Annotated in this window: 13 protein-coding genes; 8 read left to right on the top strand and 5 right to left on the bottom strand. The window is 62.9% G+C overall.

The annotated features are described in order from the left end of the window. Window positions 1-7: 7 nt before the first annotated feature. Entirely contained in the window at window positions 8-1000 is a 993-nt protein-coding gene (locus LH464_RS11635; protein ID WP_226786550.1) for a GntR family transcriptional regulator, read from the bottom strand. A 341-nt stretch (window positions 1001-1341) separates the two neighbouring features. On the opposite strand from LH464_RS11635, the gene LH464_RS11630 reads away from it, so the two are divergent. Beyond that, entirely contained in the window at window positions 1342-2427 is a 1086-nt protein-coding gene (locus LH464_RS11630; protein ID WP_226786549.1) for an Ldh family oxidoreductase, read from the top strand. 45 nt (window positions 2428-2472) lie between these two features. Here the strand turns inward: LH464_RS11630 and LH464_RS11625 are convergent, their stop codons facing one another. Further along, the gene (locus LH464_RS11625; protein WP_226786548.1) at window positions 2473-3513 is read right to left on the bottom strand and encodes an NAD(P)-dependent alcohol dehydrogenase; all 1041 of its coding nucleotides are present in this window, start codon (window positions 3511-3513) and stop codon (window positions 2473-2475) included. A 161-nt stretch (window positions 3514-3674) separates the two neighbouring features. Between LH464_RS11625 and LH464_RS11620 the strand changes: the two genes are divergently transcribed. The 7 genes from LH464_RS11620 (at window position 3675) to scpA (ending at window position 12135) form a co-directional block, all read left to right on the top strand. Continuing rightward, a complete protein-coding gene (locus LH464_RS11620; protein ID WP_226786547.1) occupies window positions 3675-5207 on the top strand; it encodes an acyl-CoA carboxylase subunit beta in 1533 nt (510 codons plus the stop codon). 100 nt (window positions 5208-5307) lie between these two features. Further along, a complete protein-coding gene (gene yghU / locus LH464_RS11615) occupies window positions 5308-6243 on the top strand; it encodes a glutathione-dependent disulfide-bond oxidoreductase (RefSeq protein ID WP_226786546.1) in 936 nt (311 codons plus the stop codon). 3 nt (window positions 6244-6246) lie between these two features. Continuing rightward, entirely contained in the window at window positions 6247-6624 is a 378-nt protein-coding gene (locus LH464_RS11610) for a hypothetical protein (protein WP_226786545.1), read from the top strand. A 39-nt stretch (window positions 6625-6663) separates the two neighbouring features. Next, window positions 6664-7038, top strand: coding sequence for a hypothetical protein (locus LH464_RS11605; protein ID WP_226786544.1), 375 nt, complete (start codon window positions 6664-6666; stop codon window positions 7036-7038). 2 nt (window positions 7039-7040) lie between these two features. Continuing rightward, window positions 7041-9047 (top strand): acetyl-CoA carboxylase biotin carboxylase subunit, encoded by a 2007-nt coding sequence (locus LH464_RS11600; protein WP_226786543.1) that lies wholly within the window; start codon window positions 7041-7043, stop codon window positions 9045-9047. Between the two features lie 105 nt (window positions 9048-9152). Next, window positions 9153-9809 carry a DUF2161 domain-containing phosphodiesterase gene (locus LH464_RS11595; RefSeq protein ID WP_226786542.1) on the top strand — a complete coding sequence of 219 codons (657 nt, stop codon included), beginning with the start codon at window positions 9153-9155 and terminating at the stop codon, window positions 9807-9809. 166 nt (window positions 9810-9975) lie between these two features. Then, window positions 9976-12135, top strand: coding sequence for a methylmalonyl-CoA mutase (scpA, locus tag LH464_RS11590; protein ID WP_226786681.1), 2160 nt, complete (start codon window positions 9976-9978; stop codon window positions 12133-12135). A 4-nt stretch (window positions 12136-12139) separates the two neighbouring features. Here the strand turns inward: scpA and LH464_RS11585 are convergent, their stop codons facing one another. The 3 genes from LH464_RS11585 to LH464_RS11575 form a co-directional block, all read right to left on the bottom strand. After that, window positions 12140-13246, bottom strand: coding sequence for an NAD(P)/FAD-dependent oxidoreductase (locus LH464_RS11585; protein WP_226786541.1), 1107 nt, complete (start codon window positions 13244-13246; stop codon window positions 12140-12142). A gap of 115 nt (window positions 13247-13361) precedes the next feature. Then, window positions 13362-14357, bottom strand: coding sequence for a TRAP transporter substrate-binding protein (locus LH464_RS11580; RefSeq protein WP_226786540.1), 996 nt, complete (start codon window positions 14355-14357; stop codon window positions 13362-13364). Between the two features lie 9 nt (window positions 14358-14366). Then, window positions 14367-16166, bottom strand: coding sequence for a TRAP transporter large permease subunit (locus LH464_RS11575; protein WP_390624971.1), 1800 nt, complete (start codon window positions 16164-16166; stop codon window positions 14367-14369). Window positions 16167-16218 lie beyond the last annotated feature (52 nt).

Here is a 16218-nt window from a genome sequence, read left to right as displayed (position 1 = left end):
AGCGAACTCAGTCGAGCTTTTCGAGATAGGGCAGGTCTTCGGGGTGAACCTCGCGCGTCACCCTCTCGATGCGGTCGATGGCGCGATCCCGTGAAATCTGCAGATGCCGCCGAAGCGAGTCGGCGGCATCGCTCACCCTGCCTGCCTCCAACCGCTCGATGATCTCCATATGCTCCGGCAAAAACGGCTCGGCACCAAATAATCGTGGCATCCAGCGGTACAGGAACCGATGCGCGATCAGCAGCGCCTGGGGCAGGCTGATCGCCTGCATCATCGGGCCGTTGCTGCAGTAGCCCAGCAGCGTCACATGCAGGTCTTCTTCAAGACGGTCGAGATCCGGTCCAGCCAAGCCGGCAGCGTTGGCCGTCGCGTCCTCCAGTCTCTTGCGCACTCCTGTCAGGAATTCGGCCGGCAACCGAGGGGCAGCCTTTTCAAGCGCCACTGGCTCCAGCAGCCAGCGCAGCTCATAAAGTTCCCCGACATGGTCCGGCGTCATGGCCGGTGCCACCCAACGCGAGCGATCGTCCTTGCGCACGACGCCCCGCTGCTGCAACCGCGCCACGACATCGCGCGCAACCGTTCGGCTGACGTCATAAAAGCGGGCAAGCTCGGTTTCGTTCACCCGCCATCCGGCAAAGGACGTGCGCGCAGCAATCTCGCTCTCTACCTCTCCGTAGATGCGCGACCAGGTCGCAAGCTGGGTAAGCCGAAGTTCATCGCCGGACGACGCAACGGGTTGGACTGCAGCGGTGACGAGGAATTTCGGCTTGCCTACCTTGTAGCCACGGCCAGAGGACTTGAGCAGCAGCCCCTGCCGCTCGAGTTCCGCCAGCGCCTGCCGCGCGGGTGCGCGACTGATGCCGAACTGCTCGGCAACGGCCGACTCGCTGAGACGCGCACCTTCCCGCAATGCGCCATGCCCGATCTGCCCCGCAAGAATATCGAAAACTTGCTGATAGAGGCGCGGAACCGCTCCTCCCAAGGCCTTCACAGTAGACATGCCCAATCCCGCCTCGCCGTCCGAATTCATCATCCCTCCAACTGTGCGCCGTATTCCCGAAGCCAGACCTTCTGACTTCGCCTCCCGGTGCGAACTTAGCAGTTTGCTAAAGAACCATCAAACCTCCGCAAAGCCACCGCCTCGGCACTTGTCAGGGCGAAAAAGACGTATACTGTACACACAAGACGTTATCTTGTTTACCCTGTCGGATGCGCCGCGCCTTCCGGCCGATGGCCGGCTCGGCAAAGCGGAGAAAATGGCAGCGGCAGCCATCTATTTACCAGCGACGAGACGGCATTCATGCCCGGACAGATCTTGATAGCAGGCGGAGACCAGACCCCATGAATTCGACCCCCAACCCGAAGACCAGCGATGTCGTCTATGCCCCGATCGAGGCCACCGACCGGTTCTGCCGCGAAGTGTTCGCAGCAATCGGCGCGGACGAAGCCACGGCCGATGCTGCCACCCGGGCGATGATGCACGGCTCCCGCCATGGGGTTGACAGCCATGGGGTGAGACTGCTCGACCACTACGTGAAGGTGATGAACGGCGGCCGCGTCAATCGACGTCCCAATACCCGCATCATCCACTCCTTTGGCGCGGTCGCTTCGCTGGATGCCGACGATGGCCACGGGGCGCTTGGCGCCTATTGCGGCATGAAGCACGCCGTCGAACTGGCAGGCCAGTTTGGCATCGGCGCTGTGTCGATCCGCAACGGCTCTCATTTCGGCCCGGCCGGCGCCTATGCCATGGCAGCCGCGGAACAGGGATATATCGGGCTTGCAGTCTGCAATTCAGACAGCTTCGTTCGCCTTCACGATGGTGCAATGCGCTTCCACGGCACAAACCCCATCGCTTTCGCCGTGCCGGTGGACAACGACAACCCGTGGCTTCTCGACATGGCTACGAGCGCCGTCCCGTATAACCGCGTGCAGCTCTATCGCAGCCTCGGCGTGCCTTTACCGGAAGGGGTGGCCTCCGACGAGGCAGGGCAGAACACACTGGATCCCTCGCTCGTCGAGATGCTGGCGCCCGTCGGCGGAGAGTTCGGCTTCAAGGGTGCCGGTCTTGCCGGCTTTGCGGAAATCCTGAGCGCGGTCATTTCAGGCATGCGCCTGAGCTTCGATATCCTGCCCATGGGCGGCCCGGACATGTCCACTCCGCGCGGCATGGGCGCCTTCGTACTGGCGCTGAAGCCGGGGGCCTTCGTCAGCCACGAGGTCTTCCAGACCGGTATCAAGCGGTATGTGGAGGTCCTTCGCACGTCGCCGGCGCGAGAGGGTATGACCGTCATGGCGCCCGGCGATCGGGAGTGGAAGGTTGCCGAGGAGCGCGCCCGCTCCGGCTTGCCCCTGGATCCTGCGACGCGGGATGCATTTGCGGCACTTGCCGAAGAACACGGACTGACCCCTCCTTTCGACCTGTGAAGCGCAATGATGACGCCGATCTTCATGCAGGCGCAGCGGCGAGGTTCAGCCCTCGCCGACGAGGATCTGTAGTTTCACGTCGGATGGATGCGCCGCTGCGGCCCGCTCGAAGGCTGCCACGGACTGACCGAAGTCGAAGGTCCCGGTGATCAGCGGCTTCAGGTCCACCTTGCCGGACGCGATGAGTTCCAGCGCGCGGTCGAAGATATTGGCATATCGGAAGACCGTCTCGATCCGCACCTCCTTGGAGATGGCACCCGCCACATCGAACTCCACCTTGGCGACCGGCAGCCCCACCAGCACCACGACGCCACCCGGACGCACGAGATCGAACATGCCGGCGAAGGCTTTCGGGCTGCCGCTCGCCTCGAACACCACATCCGCACCCCATCCGCCGGTCTGTTCTGTGATGACTTCTGTGAACGGCCGCTCGGTAATATTAACCGGCACGATCCCCGGATACTGACCGGCGATCTTCAGCTTTTCGGCGCTGAGATCGGAGATGAACACCCGGCTGCAGCCGCCAGCGAGCGCCGCCAGCGCCACCATGATGCCGATCGGGCCGCAGCCGATCACAGCTGCTACATCTCCCGGCTGGATCCGGGCGCGGGTCGCGGCCTGCATGCCGATCGCAAACGGCTCGACCATCGCACCTTCTGCAAAGGAGACACCGTCGGGCAGCTTGTAGGTGAAAGCTGCGGGGTGCACAGCATAGGGCGCCAGCACGCCATGGATCGGCGGCGTCGCCCAGAAGCGCACGTCGGGGTCGACATTATAGAGCCCGAGCTTCGACGCCCGCGACGAGAGGTTCGGGACGCCAGGCTCCATGCAGACGCGGTCGCCCACCTTCAGGTTCCGGACCTGCGAGCCTACCTCGACCACCGTGCCGGCGGCCTCGTGCCCCAGCACCATCGGCTCACGCAGGACGAAGGGACCGATCGCGCCGTGCGTGTAGTAGTGCACGTCACTGCCGCAGACACCGACCGTGTGGATGGCGATCTTCACGTCATCCGGACCCACATCGAGGGCCAAGTCGATCTCACGGAGCGAAAGCACGCCTTTCTCCTCCAGGACGAGTGCCTGCATTGGATGGTCTCCTTCTTCATGACCCAATGATCTAGTTTCTTTCCGGGTGATACCAAGGTAGCGGATGCGGGCCCAAGACAAATATACATACTCCCGCCACGGGAGGTTTGCGCCGGCGTCGCAAGCGACTACAAAAGAAGAAAAGCTGTTCAGGAGGTCCTATGCGCGCAGTTCTGGGAGAATTGGAGAAGCGTCGTGCGGAAGCGCGGCTGGGTGGTGGCGAGCGCCGTATTTCTGCGCAGCATTCGAAAGGCAAGCTGACGGCGCGCGAACGGATCGAAGTTCTCCTCGACGAGGGATCCTTCGAGGAGTTCGACATGTACGTCACCCACCGGGCAGTGGATTTCGGCATGGCCGAGCAAAAGATCGCCGGTGACGGCGTGGTGACCGGCTGGGGCACGATCAACGGCCGGCAGACCTATGTCTTCTCCCAGGATTTCACCGTGCTCGGCGGTTCTCTGTCGGAAACGCACGCGCAAAAAATCTGCAAGATCATGGATATGGCCGTGAAGGTCGGCGCGCCGGTGATCGGACTGAACGATTCCGGAGGCGCCCGCATCCAGGAAGGTGTCGCCTCGCTTGCCGGATATGCGGAAGTATTTCGGCGTAATGCCGAGGCCTCCGGCGTAATCCCGCAGATTTCCGTCATCATGGGGCCTTGCGCCGGCGGCGCGGTCTATTCGCCAGCCATGACCGATTTCATCTTCATGGTGCGCGATTCATCCTACATGTTCGTCACCGGCCCGGACGTCGTAAAAACCGTCACCAACGAGATCGTCACCGCGGAAGAACTCGGCGGCGCAGGCACGCATACCAAGAAATCTTCGGTTGCCGACGCTGCCTATGAAAACGACATCGAGACCCTGGAGGCGGTGCGCCAGCTTTTTGATTTCCTGCCGCTCAACAATCGCGAAAAGCCGCCGGTCCGGCCGTTCCACGACGATCCGGCCCGTCTCGAGAATCGACTCGATACCCTCATTCCAGACAGCGCAGCCAAGCCCTACGACATGAAGGAATTGATCCACGCTCTGGCCGACGAGGGCGACTTCTTCGAGATCCAGGAGGCGTTTGCCCGCAACATCATCACCGGTTTCCTGCGGCTCGAAGGCCAGACGGTCGGCGTCGTCGCCAATCAGCCGACGGTACTGGCCGGTTGCCTCGATATCGACTCGTCCCGGAAGGCAGCACGCTTCGTGCGCTTCTGCGACGCCTTCTCGATCCCGATCCTGACGCTCGTCGACGTGCCCGGGTTCCTGCCGGGCGTGGCGCAGGAATACGGCGGCGTCATCAAGCACGGCGCCAAGCTGCTGTTCGCCTATTCGGAAGCAACCGTGCCGATGGTAACGCTCATCACCCGCAAGGCTTATGGCGGCGCCTACGACGTGATGGCATCGAAACACATCGGCGCCGATATCAACTATGCCTGGCCTACCGCCGAGATTGCCGTGATGGGTGCCAAGGGCGCGACCGAAATCCTCTATCGATCGGAACTCGGCGACGCGGAGAAGATCGCCGCCCGCACGGCGGAATACGAGGAACGCTTCGCCAACCCGTTCGTGGCGGCCGAGCGCGGCTTTATCGACGAGGTGATCATGCCGCATTCCTCGCGTCGCCGCATCGCCCGCGCCTTCGCCTCACTGAGGAACAAGCAGGTGACGACGCACTGGAAGAAGCACGACACCATTCCGCTGTAGGGTAACCGCGATAGGTTGGGGACGCAGCCTTCGGCTCCCTATATTGCTTCCGCGCCTCTCTCGCGGGGGTGCCGAACCCGAGAATAAGGACACGACTTTCATGGCCGACACCGAATTTCCATCCGAGAAGAACCTGCCCGCCGGGTATGTCCCGCCGAAGGTCTGGGCCTGGGATAGCGAAAGCGGCGGCGCGTTCGCCAGCATCAACCGTCCGATTGCCGGCCCCACGCACGAAAAGGTCCTGCCGGTCGGCAAGCACCCGCTGCAGCTCTATTCGCTCGCGACGCCGAATGGCCAGAAGGTCACCATCATGCTGGAGGAGCTTTTGGCCTCCGGCCACGCCAATTCCGAGTATGACGCCTGGCTGATCAAGATCGGCGATGGCAACCAGTTCGGCTCCGGCTTCGTAGAGGTCAACCCGAACTCCAAGATCCCGGCACTGATGGATCATGCGCCCAAGGGTGGCGGCGAGCCGGTGCGGGTCTTCGAGTCGGGCTCGATCCTCGTCTATCTCGCCGAGAAATTTGGCGCCTTCCTGCCGACAGACGTTCGCACGCGGACGGAGGCGCTCAACTGGCTGTTCTGGCAAATGGGATCCGCACCCTTTTTGGGCGGCGGCTTCGGCCATTTCTACGCCTATGCGCCGATGAAGATCGAATATGCGATCAACCGCTATGCCATGGAGGTGAAGCGGCAGATGGACGTTCTCAACCGTCATCTGGCGGATCACGAATACATGGCCGGAGCCGAATACACGATCGCAGACATGGCGATCTGGCCGTGGTATGGCCGCCTCGCCGCCAAGGACGCCTATAATGATGCAGGCGATTTCCTATCGGTAGAGGAATACGAACACGTCCGACGATGGACGAGCCAGGTGGGCGAGCGGGCGGCCGTCCGGCGCGGCTCCATGGTCAACAAGACCTCGGGCGACCCGTCCGAGCAACTGCACGAGCGCCACGATGCCTCCGACTTCGACACGAAGACGCAGGACAAGATCGGCCAAGACCGGTCCGCAGAAGCGCAAGGAGACTGAACGATGGCCAACCTGCCCGACATGACGAAACACCGTGGCTTCCCGGGCGGAATGCCGGGCACGGGCGTTCAGTTCACCATCCGCCGAGCCAATCCCAAGGGCGTGACACCGATCAAGACCTTGCCCCGGCACGGACGCCCGGGCATGGCCGAGCACCGGATCGACGCCGCCTTCCTGCATGCGCTCTGGCACCATTTCGGCGACGAACCCTTTGAGCGCGGTAATCTCGATGCCGCTCGACTCAACCTGCTCTTCGGCCGCGAGGTGATCGCCGCCGGGAAGGATTTCGACCCGCTCTCCTATGAAGCCATGCTACAAATCAACGAAAAGGTGGCGCGGCAGAGCTTTCCGGAGTCGTTCGAGGATGTGTTCGAGGTGTGATGCGATGTTCCATCCAAGAATGAGACCGGATTATTTCTGATGGCAAAAACTCCCGAAATGCCAAAACATCGTGGCTTCCCGGCAGGCCTTCTCGGCACGCAGTGGCAGTTTACCCTGCGACGGGCCAATTCCAAGGTCACGAAGCTTGTCCCCATGCCCCGCCACCGGACCATGGACCAGACCGTTGCCCTGGCGGATACCGGATTCGTGCAGGCGATCTGGCAGTATTTCGGCGCCGAACCCTTCGAGCGTGGTAATCTCGACGGGGAGCGGCTCTGCCGCCTGTTCGGACGGGAGATCCTTGCCGCGGAAAGGGCGTTCGATCCTGCTTCCTACACAGCGAAACTGAAAATCAATGAAGCTCTGGCCCGGAAGAATTTTCCCCAGGCTTTCGAAGACAAGGTCGAGGTGTAAGCGTGGCGATTTCCAAAATCCTCATTGCCAACCGTGGCGAAATAGCCTGCCGGGTCATCCGGACGGCGAAGAAGATGGGCATCAAGACGGTCGCCGTCTATTCGGACGCCGATGCCGATGCACTGCATGTGAAACAGGCCGACGAGGCCATCCATATCGGGCCCTCGCCGTCCAACCAGTCCTATATCGTCATCGACAAGATCCTCGACGCGATCCACAAGTCCGGCGCCGATGCGGTCCATCCCGGCTACGGCTTCCTCTCGGAAAACCCGGCCTTTGCCGAAGCCCTCGAAAAAGCCGGCATCGCCTTCATCGGCCCGCCGGTCGGCGCCATTAAGGCGATGGGCGACAAAATCACCTCCAAGAAGCTCGCGGCCGAAGCCGGTGTTTCGACGGTTCCGGGCCATATGGACCTGATCGAAGATGCCGACGAGGCGGTAAAAATCGCTTCGGCGATCGGCTATCCAGTAATGATCAAGGCGTCCGCCGGCGGCGGCGGCAAGGGCATGCGCATCGCCTGGAACGACGCGGAGGCTCGAGAGGGCTTCCAGTCGTCCAAGAACGAGGCGAAATCCTCTTTCGGCGACGACCGCATCTTCATCGAGAAGTTCGTCGACCAGCCGCGCCACATCGAGATCCAGGTGCTCGGTGACAAGTACGGTACGGTCCTTTATCTCGGCGAACGGGAATGCTCGATCCAGCGCCGCAACCAGAAGGTCGTCGAGGAGGCACCCTCGCCATTCCTCGACGGGGAGACCCGCAAGGCGATGGGTGAGCAGGCGGTCGCGCTGGCGAAGGCCGTGGGCTACCATTCGGCCGGCACGGTGGAATTCATCGTCGATGGCAACCGCAATTTCTACTTCCTCGAGATGAATACCCGCCTGCAGGTGGAGCATCCTGTCACCGAGCTTGTCACCGGCATCGACCTGGTGGAGCAGATGATCCGCGTCGCCGCCGGTGAAAAACTCTCCTTCGCTCAGGACGACGTGACGCTTACCGGCTGGGCGATTGAAAGCCGGCTCTATGCGGAAGATCCCTACCGCAACTTCCTGCCGTCTATCGGCCGCCTCAGCCGTTACCGTCCTCCGGCGGAGGGCAAGCGTGGGAACGGCACCGTGATCCGCAACGATACGGGCGTCTTCGAAGGCGGCGAAATCTCGATGTACTACGATCCGATGATCGCCAAGCTCTGCACCTGGGCTCCCGATCGAATTACGGCCGTCGATGCGATGGGCGCGGCGCTGGACGATTTCGAGGTGGAAGGCATCGGCCATAACCTGCCCTTCCTGTCCGCCGTCATGGAGCATCCCCGCTTCCGATCGGGCAAGATCACTACCGCCTTCATTGCGGAAGAATTTCCGGAGGGCTTTTCCGGTGTCGCCCCGAATGCGGATGCGGTACGTGCGCTCGCCGCCATCGCCATGGTGATCAACCAGACGCTTCAGAAGCGCGCGGTGCAGATCTCCGGCACCATCGGCAATCACCGCCGTGTCGTCGGCAACAGCTGGGTCGTGACGATTGCAGGCGCAGAGATGGAAGGCGTCCTCGAAACATCTCCGGACGGAGTTTTCGCGCGGTTCGGACAGGACGCCGCCATTTCGGTCGCAACCGGATGGCAACCCGGCCGAAGCCATGCGAGTTTCCATGTTGGCGGGCGCCACATGGGCGTGAAGGTCGATCTCACCGGTTCAGCCATCCGGCTTCGCTGGCGCGGCATTGATGTGACGACACGGGTACGTAACCCGCGCGTCGCCGAGCTCGCACGCCTCATGCCCATCAAGCTGCCGCCGGATACGTCGAAGATGCTGCTCTGCCCGATGCCGGGTGTCATCACCGCGATCACCGTCAAGGAAGGCGATCCCGTCGAAGCCGGCCAGACACTCGCAAGCGTCGAGGCGATGAAGATGGAGAACGTGCTGAAGGCTGAGCGCAAGGGCGTCGTCAAGCGTGTTGCCGCCAGCGCCGGCCAGAGCCTGGCAGTCGATGAACTGATCATGGAGTTCGAGTAGATCGGAAGGTCGGCGAGCATGCTATCCCATCGCTCGTCACGATCGAAGCATGGGTTCCGCGGAAGCCGTGCTAAGGCTCCCGCCGATCATTGATTCCGGGCTTTCATGGAAACCTCCCTCTACCTTCCCGTCAAACACTTCCTGGAAAATGCCGGTTATGCCGTCAAGGGCGAGATCGGCGGCTGCGATGTCGTCGGCCTTATCGAAGGTGACACCGCGGTCGTGGTTGTCTGCGAGCTAAAGCTCTCCTTCAATCTTGAACTGGTCCTGCAGGCGGTGGATCGGGCCGCTGCGGCCGACGAGGTCTGGATTGCCGCCCGCGTTTCCGCCAAAGGCAGGGGGCGGGAGGCTGACAAGCGTTACCGTGACCTCTGCCGACGGCTCGGCATCGGCATGCTGGGTGTCTCCGATGCGGGCGAGGTCAGCATCATCGTCAGTTCCGTATCTCCAATGCCGCGCACCAATCCGAAGCGGCGCACACGATTGGTCAAGGAACACCGCAAACGCCAGGGCGACCCCGCCCTCGGTGGCTCGACAAAGGTCCCGATCATGACTGCCTATCGCCAGCAGTCGCTCGCCTGCGCTGCGGCACTCGTCGATGGCCCATTGCGGCCGCGCGACCTCAAGGTGGTGACGCCCACCGCCGGTCAGATCCTGCTCAACAATTATTACGGCTGGTTCGAAAGGATCGACAAAGGCGTCTATGGCCTCAGCGAAAGTGGCGCGAGGGCGCTCGAACGGTGGCGGGTGCCTACCCTGTAGTCGTGCAGGGAGACGCTGGAGCGCGTCACCTGACAACTAAACTTACGAGGCAGCTTTCAGCGCCCCGTCCGCGTTGTATATTGATCATCACGGCGTCCATGACGCGCGTGAACGAAACCGCATATTCAGGAGAAAATCGGTGTCGGATAAAGATGTTAAGACGAGCATGACGGCAGGGAGCCGGATCGAGGATCCGACGAAAGTTCCGAAGGACTGGCATGTGCTGGCCGAGAAGGAGCTGAAAGCCTCTCCGGAAACGCTGGTCTGGCACACGGCCGAAGGCATCGATGTCAAGCCGCTCTACACGGCTGACGACCTCGAAGGCATTGACCACCTCGACACGCTGCCTGGCATCAAGCCCTTCGTGCGTGGACCACGCGCCACCATGTATGCCGGCCGGCCGTGGACCATCCGCCAGTATGCCGGCTTCTCCACCGCCGAAGCATCCAATGCTTTCTATCGCCGCAACCTTGCCGCCGGCCAGAAAGGCCTCTCCGTCGCCTTCGACCTAGCCACCCACCGCGGCTACGACAGCGATCACCCACGCGTCGAGGGCGATGTCGGCAAGGCGGGCGTTGCGATCGATAGCGTCGAGGACATGAAGATCCTGTTCGACGGCATTCCGCTGAAGGATATGTCGGTATCGATGACGATGAACGGCGCGGTCATCCCGATCCTCGCCTCCTTTATCGTCGCCGGCGAGGAGCAGGGCTGTTCGCGAGCCGAACTTTCGGGGACCATCCAGAATGATATTCTCAAGGAGTTCATGGTCCGCAACACCTATATCTATCCGCCCGAACCCTCGATGCGGATCGTCGCCGACATCATCGAGTATACGGCAAAGGAAATGCCGCGCTTCAACTCCATCTCGATTTCCGGCTATCACATGCAGGAAGCCGGTGCGACGCTGGTACAGGAACTTGCCTTCACGCTGGCCGACGGCCGTGAATACGTGCGGGCAGCACTCGCCAAGGGCCTCAACGTCGACGATTTCGCCGGGCGGCTGTCCTTCTTCTTCGCCATCGGCATGAACTTCTTCATGGAAGCGGCCAAGCTGCGCGCCGCGCGCCTGCTGTGGTCGCGCATCATGGAGGAATTCGAGCCGAAGAAACCCGGCTCGCTGATGCTGCGCACCCATTGCCAGACCTCCGGCGTTTCGTTGGCTGAGCAGGACCCTTACAACAACGTCATCCGCACCGCCTACGAAGCGCTGTCGGCGGTGCTCGGCGGCACCCAGTCGCTGCACACCAATGCGCTGGACGAAGCGATGGCACTGCCGACCGATTTCTCCGCCCGCATCGCCCGTAACACCCAGCTCATCCTTCAGCACGAGACCGGTGTTACCAAGGTCGTCGATCCGCTCGCCGGTTCCTACTACGTCGAGAGCCTGACCAACGAACTAGCGGAAAAGGCCTGGGCGCTGATCGAGGAAGTCGAAGGCCTTGGCGGAATGACCAAGGCGGTGGCCGACGGCCTTCCCAAGCGCCTGATCGAGGAAGCTGCAACGCTGCGTCAGGCCAAGGTGGACCGTGGCGAGGAGATCATCGTCGGCGTCAACAAATTCCGGCTCGAAAACGAGGACGAGATCGACATCCTCGCCATCGACAACACCGCTGTACGAAAGTCCCAGATAAAGCGACTGGGAGACGTGCGCCGGCAGCGTGACCCGAAACAGGTCGAACTGGCGCTCGCCGCCCTTGCCGACGTCGCAAAATCCGGCCAGGGCAACCTGCTCGAAGCGGCCGTCGAGGCGGCGCGCGCCCGCGCCACCGTCGGCGAGATTTCCGATGCCATGCGCAAGTCCTTTGGCGACCACGCCGCCGTGCCGGAAGTGGTCGGTGACATCTACGGGAATGCCTACGAGGGCGACCCGGAATACAAGACGATCGTTTCCCGACTTTCCGATTACGGCAAGGCGGCCGGCAGGCCGAAGATCATGGTTGCCAAGCTTGGGCAGGACGGGCACGACCGCGGCGCCAAGGTGATCGCATCCGCTTTCGGCGACATCGGCTTCGACGTGCTCGCCGGCCCCCTGTTCCAGACGCCGGAGGAAGCGGCAGATTTGGCCGTGAAGGAAAAAGTGCAAGTTCTCGGGATGTCGTCGCTTGCAGCGGGCCACCGGACACTTGCGCCCCAGCTCGTGGAGGCGCTGAAATCGCGGGGCGGTGCCGATATCATCGTCGTCGTCGGCGGTGTCGTACCCCGACAGGATTATGACTTCCTGCTGGACAACGGAGTTGCTGCCGTCTTCGGCCCCGGCACCAATGTGCTCGATGCCGCCAACAAGGTACTCGACCTCCTGGAGGGCAAGCGCCGCAACATCTGACGCGTCAGCCCCGGCTTACCATTGCCTGCACGAAATCCCCGATCGCGAGGCAGGAGGTGAGGCCTGGCGATTCTATACCGAACAGGTTGATGAGCCCCGGCACACCGTGGATCTGGACGCTCTGGATGACGAAATCCTGCGCCGCCACTTCCGGCGGCACGATCTTCGGACGGATGCCGGAATAGGCAGGGATCAATGAATCGTCGGCAAGTCCGGGATAGTAGCGGCGAATGCCGCGGTAGAAACTCTCGGCGCGGGCGGGATCGACCTCGTAATGCAGCCCGTCCACCCATTCGACATCGGGGCCGAACCGGGCCTGGCCAGCAAGATCGAGCGTCAGGTGAATGCCAAGCCCACCCTTCACCGGCACTGGGTAGATCAGCCGCGTGAACGGCGTCCTGCCGGTCATCGCGAAATAGCTGCCCTTGGCGAAATATGCCTGCGGGATCTTGTCCCGCGGCATACCGGCAATCGCATTTGCAAGGGCCGGGGCGCCATGGCCGGCAGCATTCACCAACATCCGGCAGCGCAGCGTCATCGGCTCGTCGCCACCGACATCGAGCTCGATCCCGACATCTGCAACCCGTGCCCCGATCACCGGTGCCTTGAGGGCGATGAGGGCACCCGCATGTTCGGCATCGCCGAGCAGCGACACCATCAGCGCGTGGGCATCGATGATGCCGGTGGAGGGCGACAACAGCGCCCCCGTCGCCCTCAAGGCGGGTTCCAGATCGAGCGCTTCATCAGCGGAAATCTGCCTCAGATCGGACACGCCGTTGGCGGCAGCCCGTGCGGCAATCGCCGGCAGCATGGCGAGTTCGTCCGCGGAGGTGGCAACGATCAGCTTGCCGCAGTTACGGTGTGGCAGCCCACGCTCCCCGCAATATCGGTAAAGCGCCTGCCTGCCTCTCACGCACAGCTGCGCCATCAGGCTACCGGCAGGATAGTAAATGCCGGCATGGATCACCTCGCTGTTGCGCGACGAGGTTCCTGTCCCGATTGCATCGCCTGCCTCGAGGATCAGCACCTCCCGCCCGGCAAAAGAAAGGGCTCTCGCAATCGCCAACCCGACCACGCCTGCACCGACGACGACGCACTCCACTTCGTCCACGCTCTGCTCCGCCTGCTATGCTCCTGCCTCGATTGATAGCCAAAGCCGCATGGGGAGCAAAGTGCCGGCACCGGATTTTACGGAGGGAGAGTGGTCTGACGGCATATGTAACCGCCTAGATTTCTCTCACGGCGTCGATGATCGCTCGGCCGCCGACGACTTCGGCAAACTCCTCCCAAACGGACTGCGCGCCCGTCTGCCAATCCTCCAGACGTTCAGGCTCGATCACGCGGCCGCCATGCGTCCGGATGGTTTCAAGCGATGCCACCTCGTCCTCCTCCATCAGCCCGTCGAAATAGCCTGCCGCCTCTCCCGACACCGCAGTCACAATGGCCTTCTCCTCGTCGTTCAGGGTGTTCCAGAAGCTCGCCGAATAGAAGATCACGCCAGACGACCGGATATGGGCGGTGCGGGTCAGGAACGGCACGACCTCGTACAGCTTGAACCCCGCAGCGGCGGAAGCCGTCAGATCCATGGCGTCGGCAACACCCGTCGCCAGTGAATTGTAGGTCTCGGTGATCGGGATCCCGACGGGCACTGCGCCGAAGGAACTCCACAGCGCGGTGTGGAGACGGCTCTGGATGACGCGCATCGTCTTGCCGCGCAGCTGTTCGGGGCGGATGATCGGCTCCTTTGCGAGCAGATGGCGTGCGCCGTAGTCGATGAAGTCGCTAACAATAAAGCCCTGATCCGCAAGACGCTGCTTCAGATCGGCACCCAAGCTTCCGGACACGGCCTGCCGCAGGTGTCCGGCATCGCGAAACAAGAAGGGAAGGTCGAGGACCTGCAGTTGCGGCACCCAGGCGGAAAGGGTCGAGACCGTGCTGAGGCTTGCATGGACGGAGCCGAGGCGGGCGCCATCCGCCACGTCCTTTTCGCCACCCAGCGCGCCATTGGTAACGATCCGGAAGCGGAAGCGGCCCGGCAGGCGTTCATCCAGCAGATCGGCAATGCGGTGCCAGACCTTCGTCTCCGGCTTGTCCTCGCCGAGAAGGGAGGCGACAGTCAGCGTCGAAGTACGGGCGTTTGCGGGACGCAGGATGCCCGGGGCGGCGAGTACGGGTGCAAGCGCAGCGGCGGAAATGAGTGTGCGGCGAGTCAACGAAACCATGAAAACCTCTCAGAGAATGAGTGCGGCAAGGCACAGAACAGAAAGCGCGGCGAGGAGTGCGACGAGATAGGGAGACACGGCCTTGAACAGGCTGGCCGCCTCGATACCCGTTAGGCCGCTCACGACGAAGACGAGAATGCCGACCGGCGGCGTCAGCCCGCCGATCATCAGGTTGACGACGAGGATGACACCGAAGTGGACGGGATCCATGCCGGCCGCGACCGCCGCCGGAAGCAGGATCGGCCCGAGCAACAGGATTGCTGCGCCGATATCCAGCACCAGTCCCACACCGAGCAGCACCAGATTGCACAGTAACAGGACCGGCAGCGGATGGCTGCCGAACGCTGTCACAAGGGTTGTCACGAGCGTTGCAACGTCATCGACGGCAAGCAGGAAGGTGACGGGGCCGGCAGCACCGATCAGCAAGCCAACGGCGGCGGCCTCACTTGCCGCCTGCCGGAACGTCCAAACCATGCCGCGCACCCTGGAGCCGGCCGCGATGACGAGCAGAAGCGCATAGAAGGCTGCCAGTGCAGCGGCCTCTGTCGTCGTGACCACGCCCAGGCGGATGCCGGTGACAACCACGAGCACCAGGCCGAGTGCCGGGATCGCGGACACGAAGGCTTGGCCCCGCTCCCTATTCGTTGCGGCAGGCGCGGGCGCCGTATGGCGATTGGCGACATGGATGGCCACCGCCAGGCAGAGCGCCATCAGAAGGCCGGCATAGATGCCGCCAACCAGCAGGGCGCCGACCGAAAGGTCAGTCGCGGCGGCCAGCAGCAGGAAGGCGATCGATGGCGGGATGACGTTGTCGAGCACGGATGTCGCAGCCACGATCGCGCCCGCCTGCTCCCGCCGGTAACCGTTTTGAACGAGTTGCGGGAAAAAGGTCGTGGCGCCGAAGGCTGCGTTTGCCACCGAGGAGCCGGAGGCGCCGGAGAAAAATACGCTTGTCAGCAATGCCGTCTGGGCAAGCCCTCCGCGACGGTGGCCGACCAGGCTTGCCGCCAGCCGGACGAGATGCCCGGCCGCGCCGGATGTGGTGAGAAGCCCACCGGCCAGCAGGAAGAAAGGGATTGCAAGGAGAAGGAAACGAGAGAGGCCGCTGGTTGCAGTGGAAACAATGGCGCCTTCGGGCAGGCCGCTACCGAAGGGGATGACCAGGAAGGCGCCTGCGAGAAGACAATGGGCGAGCGGCGCGCCAAGAGCCAGCCCAAATCCCGCGATCAGCAGCGCGATCAGGCTTGGCGGCCAGGAGAGATCGATCGTGAACCCCTGAACGCAGGCATAGGCACACGCCGCAAGGACGCTGGACAGGAGGACTGGGATCGCACGGCCCTCAGAAACCCGTTTCAGGAACAGAAGGGCAATCAGCAGCCCACCGCCCGCGGCCAGACCCGCAGGGCGGAGCCAGTCCGGAAGGCCGAGCGCCACGGATGTCGAGCCTATCAAACCGGCGGCACTGGTCCCTCCGGCCAGAAGGGAGAGACCCGCAATCATCGTGAAGGCGTCGGCCACCAGCTGGCTCGGCACCAGCCATGGTCCGGGCAGCACGCGCAACAGCGCATCGAGCCGCATGGCAAGCGGCCCCGAAAGCCCGAGCGGCAATCCGGCCGCGACGAGCGCACCGAAGAGCCAGATGGCGGCCTCTTCCGCGCCCACCACACCGGTCGAAAAGGCGTAACGAAGCACGACGGAAACGAGAACAAGCGCAAGGAGAAGGGCCAGCACTGCCGCAAGGCCGAAGGAGAGGCCCGTTTCGATTGCCCTCGCGGCTTGCCCCGCCACCCGCTCCAACGGCAACGGCAACGGCCGAGTTGCCGACGCATCTGCATCCGCAACCGCGCCAGGTCCGAAGGTC

This window comes from Pseudorhizobium xiangyangii (assembly GCF_020531965.1).
Classification (GTDB): Bacteria; Pseudomonadota; Alphaproteobacteria; order Rhizobiales; family Rhizobiaceae; genus Neorhizobium; species Neorhizobium xiangyangii.
Note: the sequence above shows the minus strand (reverse complement) of the source record. Positions and strands in the feature narration are given on the sequence as shown.

Excerpts from the sequence above, each read along its gene's own strand:
- LH464_RS11580 (WP_226786540.1), bottom strand. The coding sequence starts at position 14,357 with ATGGTTTCGTTGACTCGCCGCACACTCATTTCCGCCGCTGCGCTTGCA.
- LH464_RS11630 (WP_226786549.1), top strand. The coding sequence starts at position 1,342 with ATGAATTCGACCCCCAACCCGAAGACCAGCGATGTCGTCTATGCCCCG.
- LH464_RS11595 (WP_226786542.1), top strand. The coding sequence starts at position 9,153 with ATGGAAACCTCCCTCTACCTTCCCGTCAAACACTTCCTGGAAAATGCC.
- scpA (WP_226786681.1), top strand. The coding sequence starts at position 9,976 with ATGACGGCAGGGAGCCGGATCGAGGATCCGACGAAAGTTCCGAAGGAC.
- LH464_RS11605 (WP_226786544.1), top strand. The coding sequence starts at position 6,664 with ATGGCAAAAACTCCCGAAATGCCAAAACATCGTGGCTTCCCGGCAGGC.
- LH464_RS11635 (WP_226786550.1), bottom strand. The coding sequence starts at position 1,000 with ATGTCTACTGTGAAGGCCTTGGGAGGAGCGGTTCCGCGCCTCTATCAG.
- LH464_RS11620 (WP_226786547.1), top strand. The coding sequence starts at position 3,675 with ATGCGCGCAGTTCTGGGAGAATTGGAGAAGCGTCGTGCGGAAGCGCGG.
- yghU (WP_226786546.1), top strand. The coding sequence starts at position 5,308 with ATGGCCGACACCGAATTTCCATCCGAGAAGAACCTGCCCGCCGGGTAT.
- LH464_RS11625 (WP_226786548.1), bottom strand. The coding sequence starts at position 3,513 with ATGCAGGCACTCGTCCTGGAGGAGAAAGGCGTGCTTTCGCTCCGTGAG.
- LH464_RS11610 (WP_226786545.1), top strand. The coding sequence starts at position 6,247 with ATGGCCAACCTGCCCGACATGACGAAACACCGTGGCTTCCCGGGCGGA.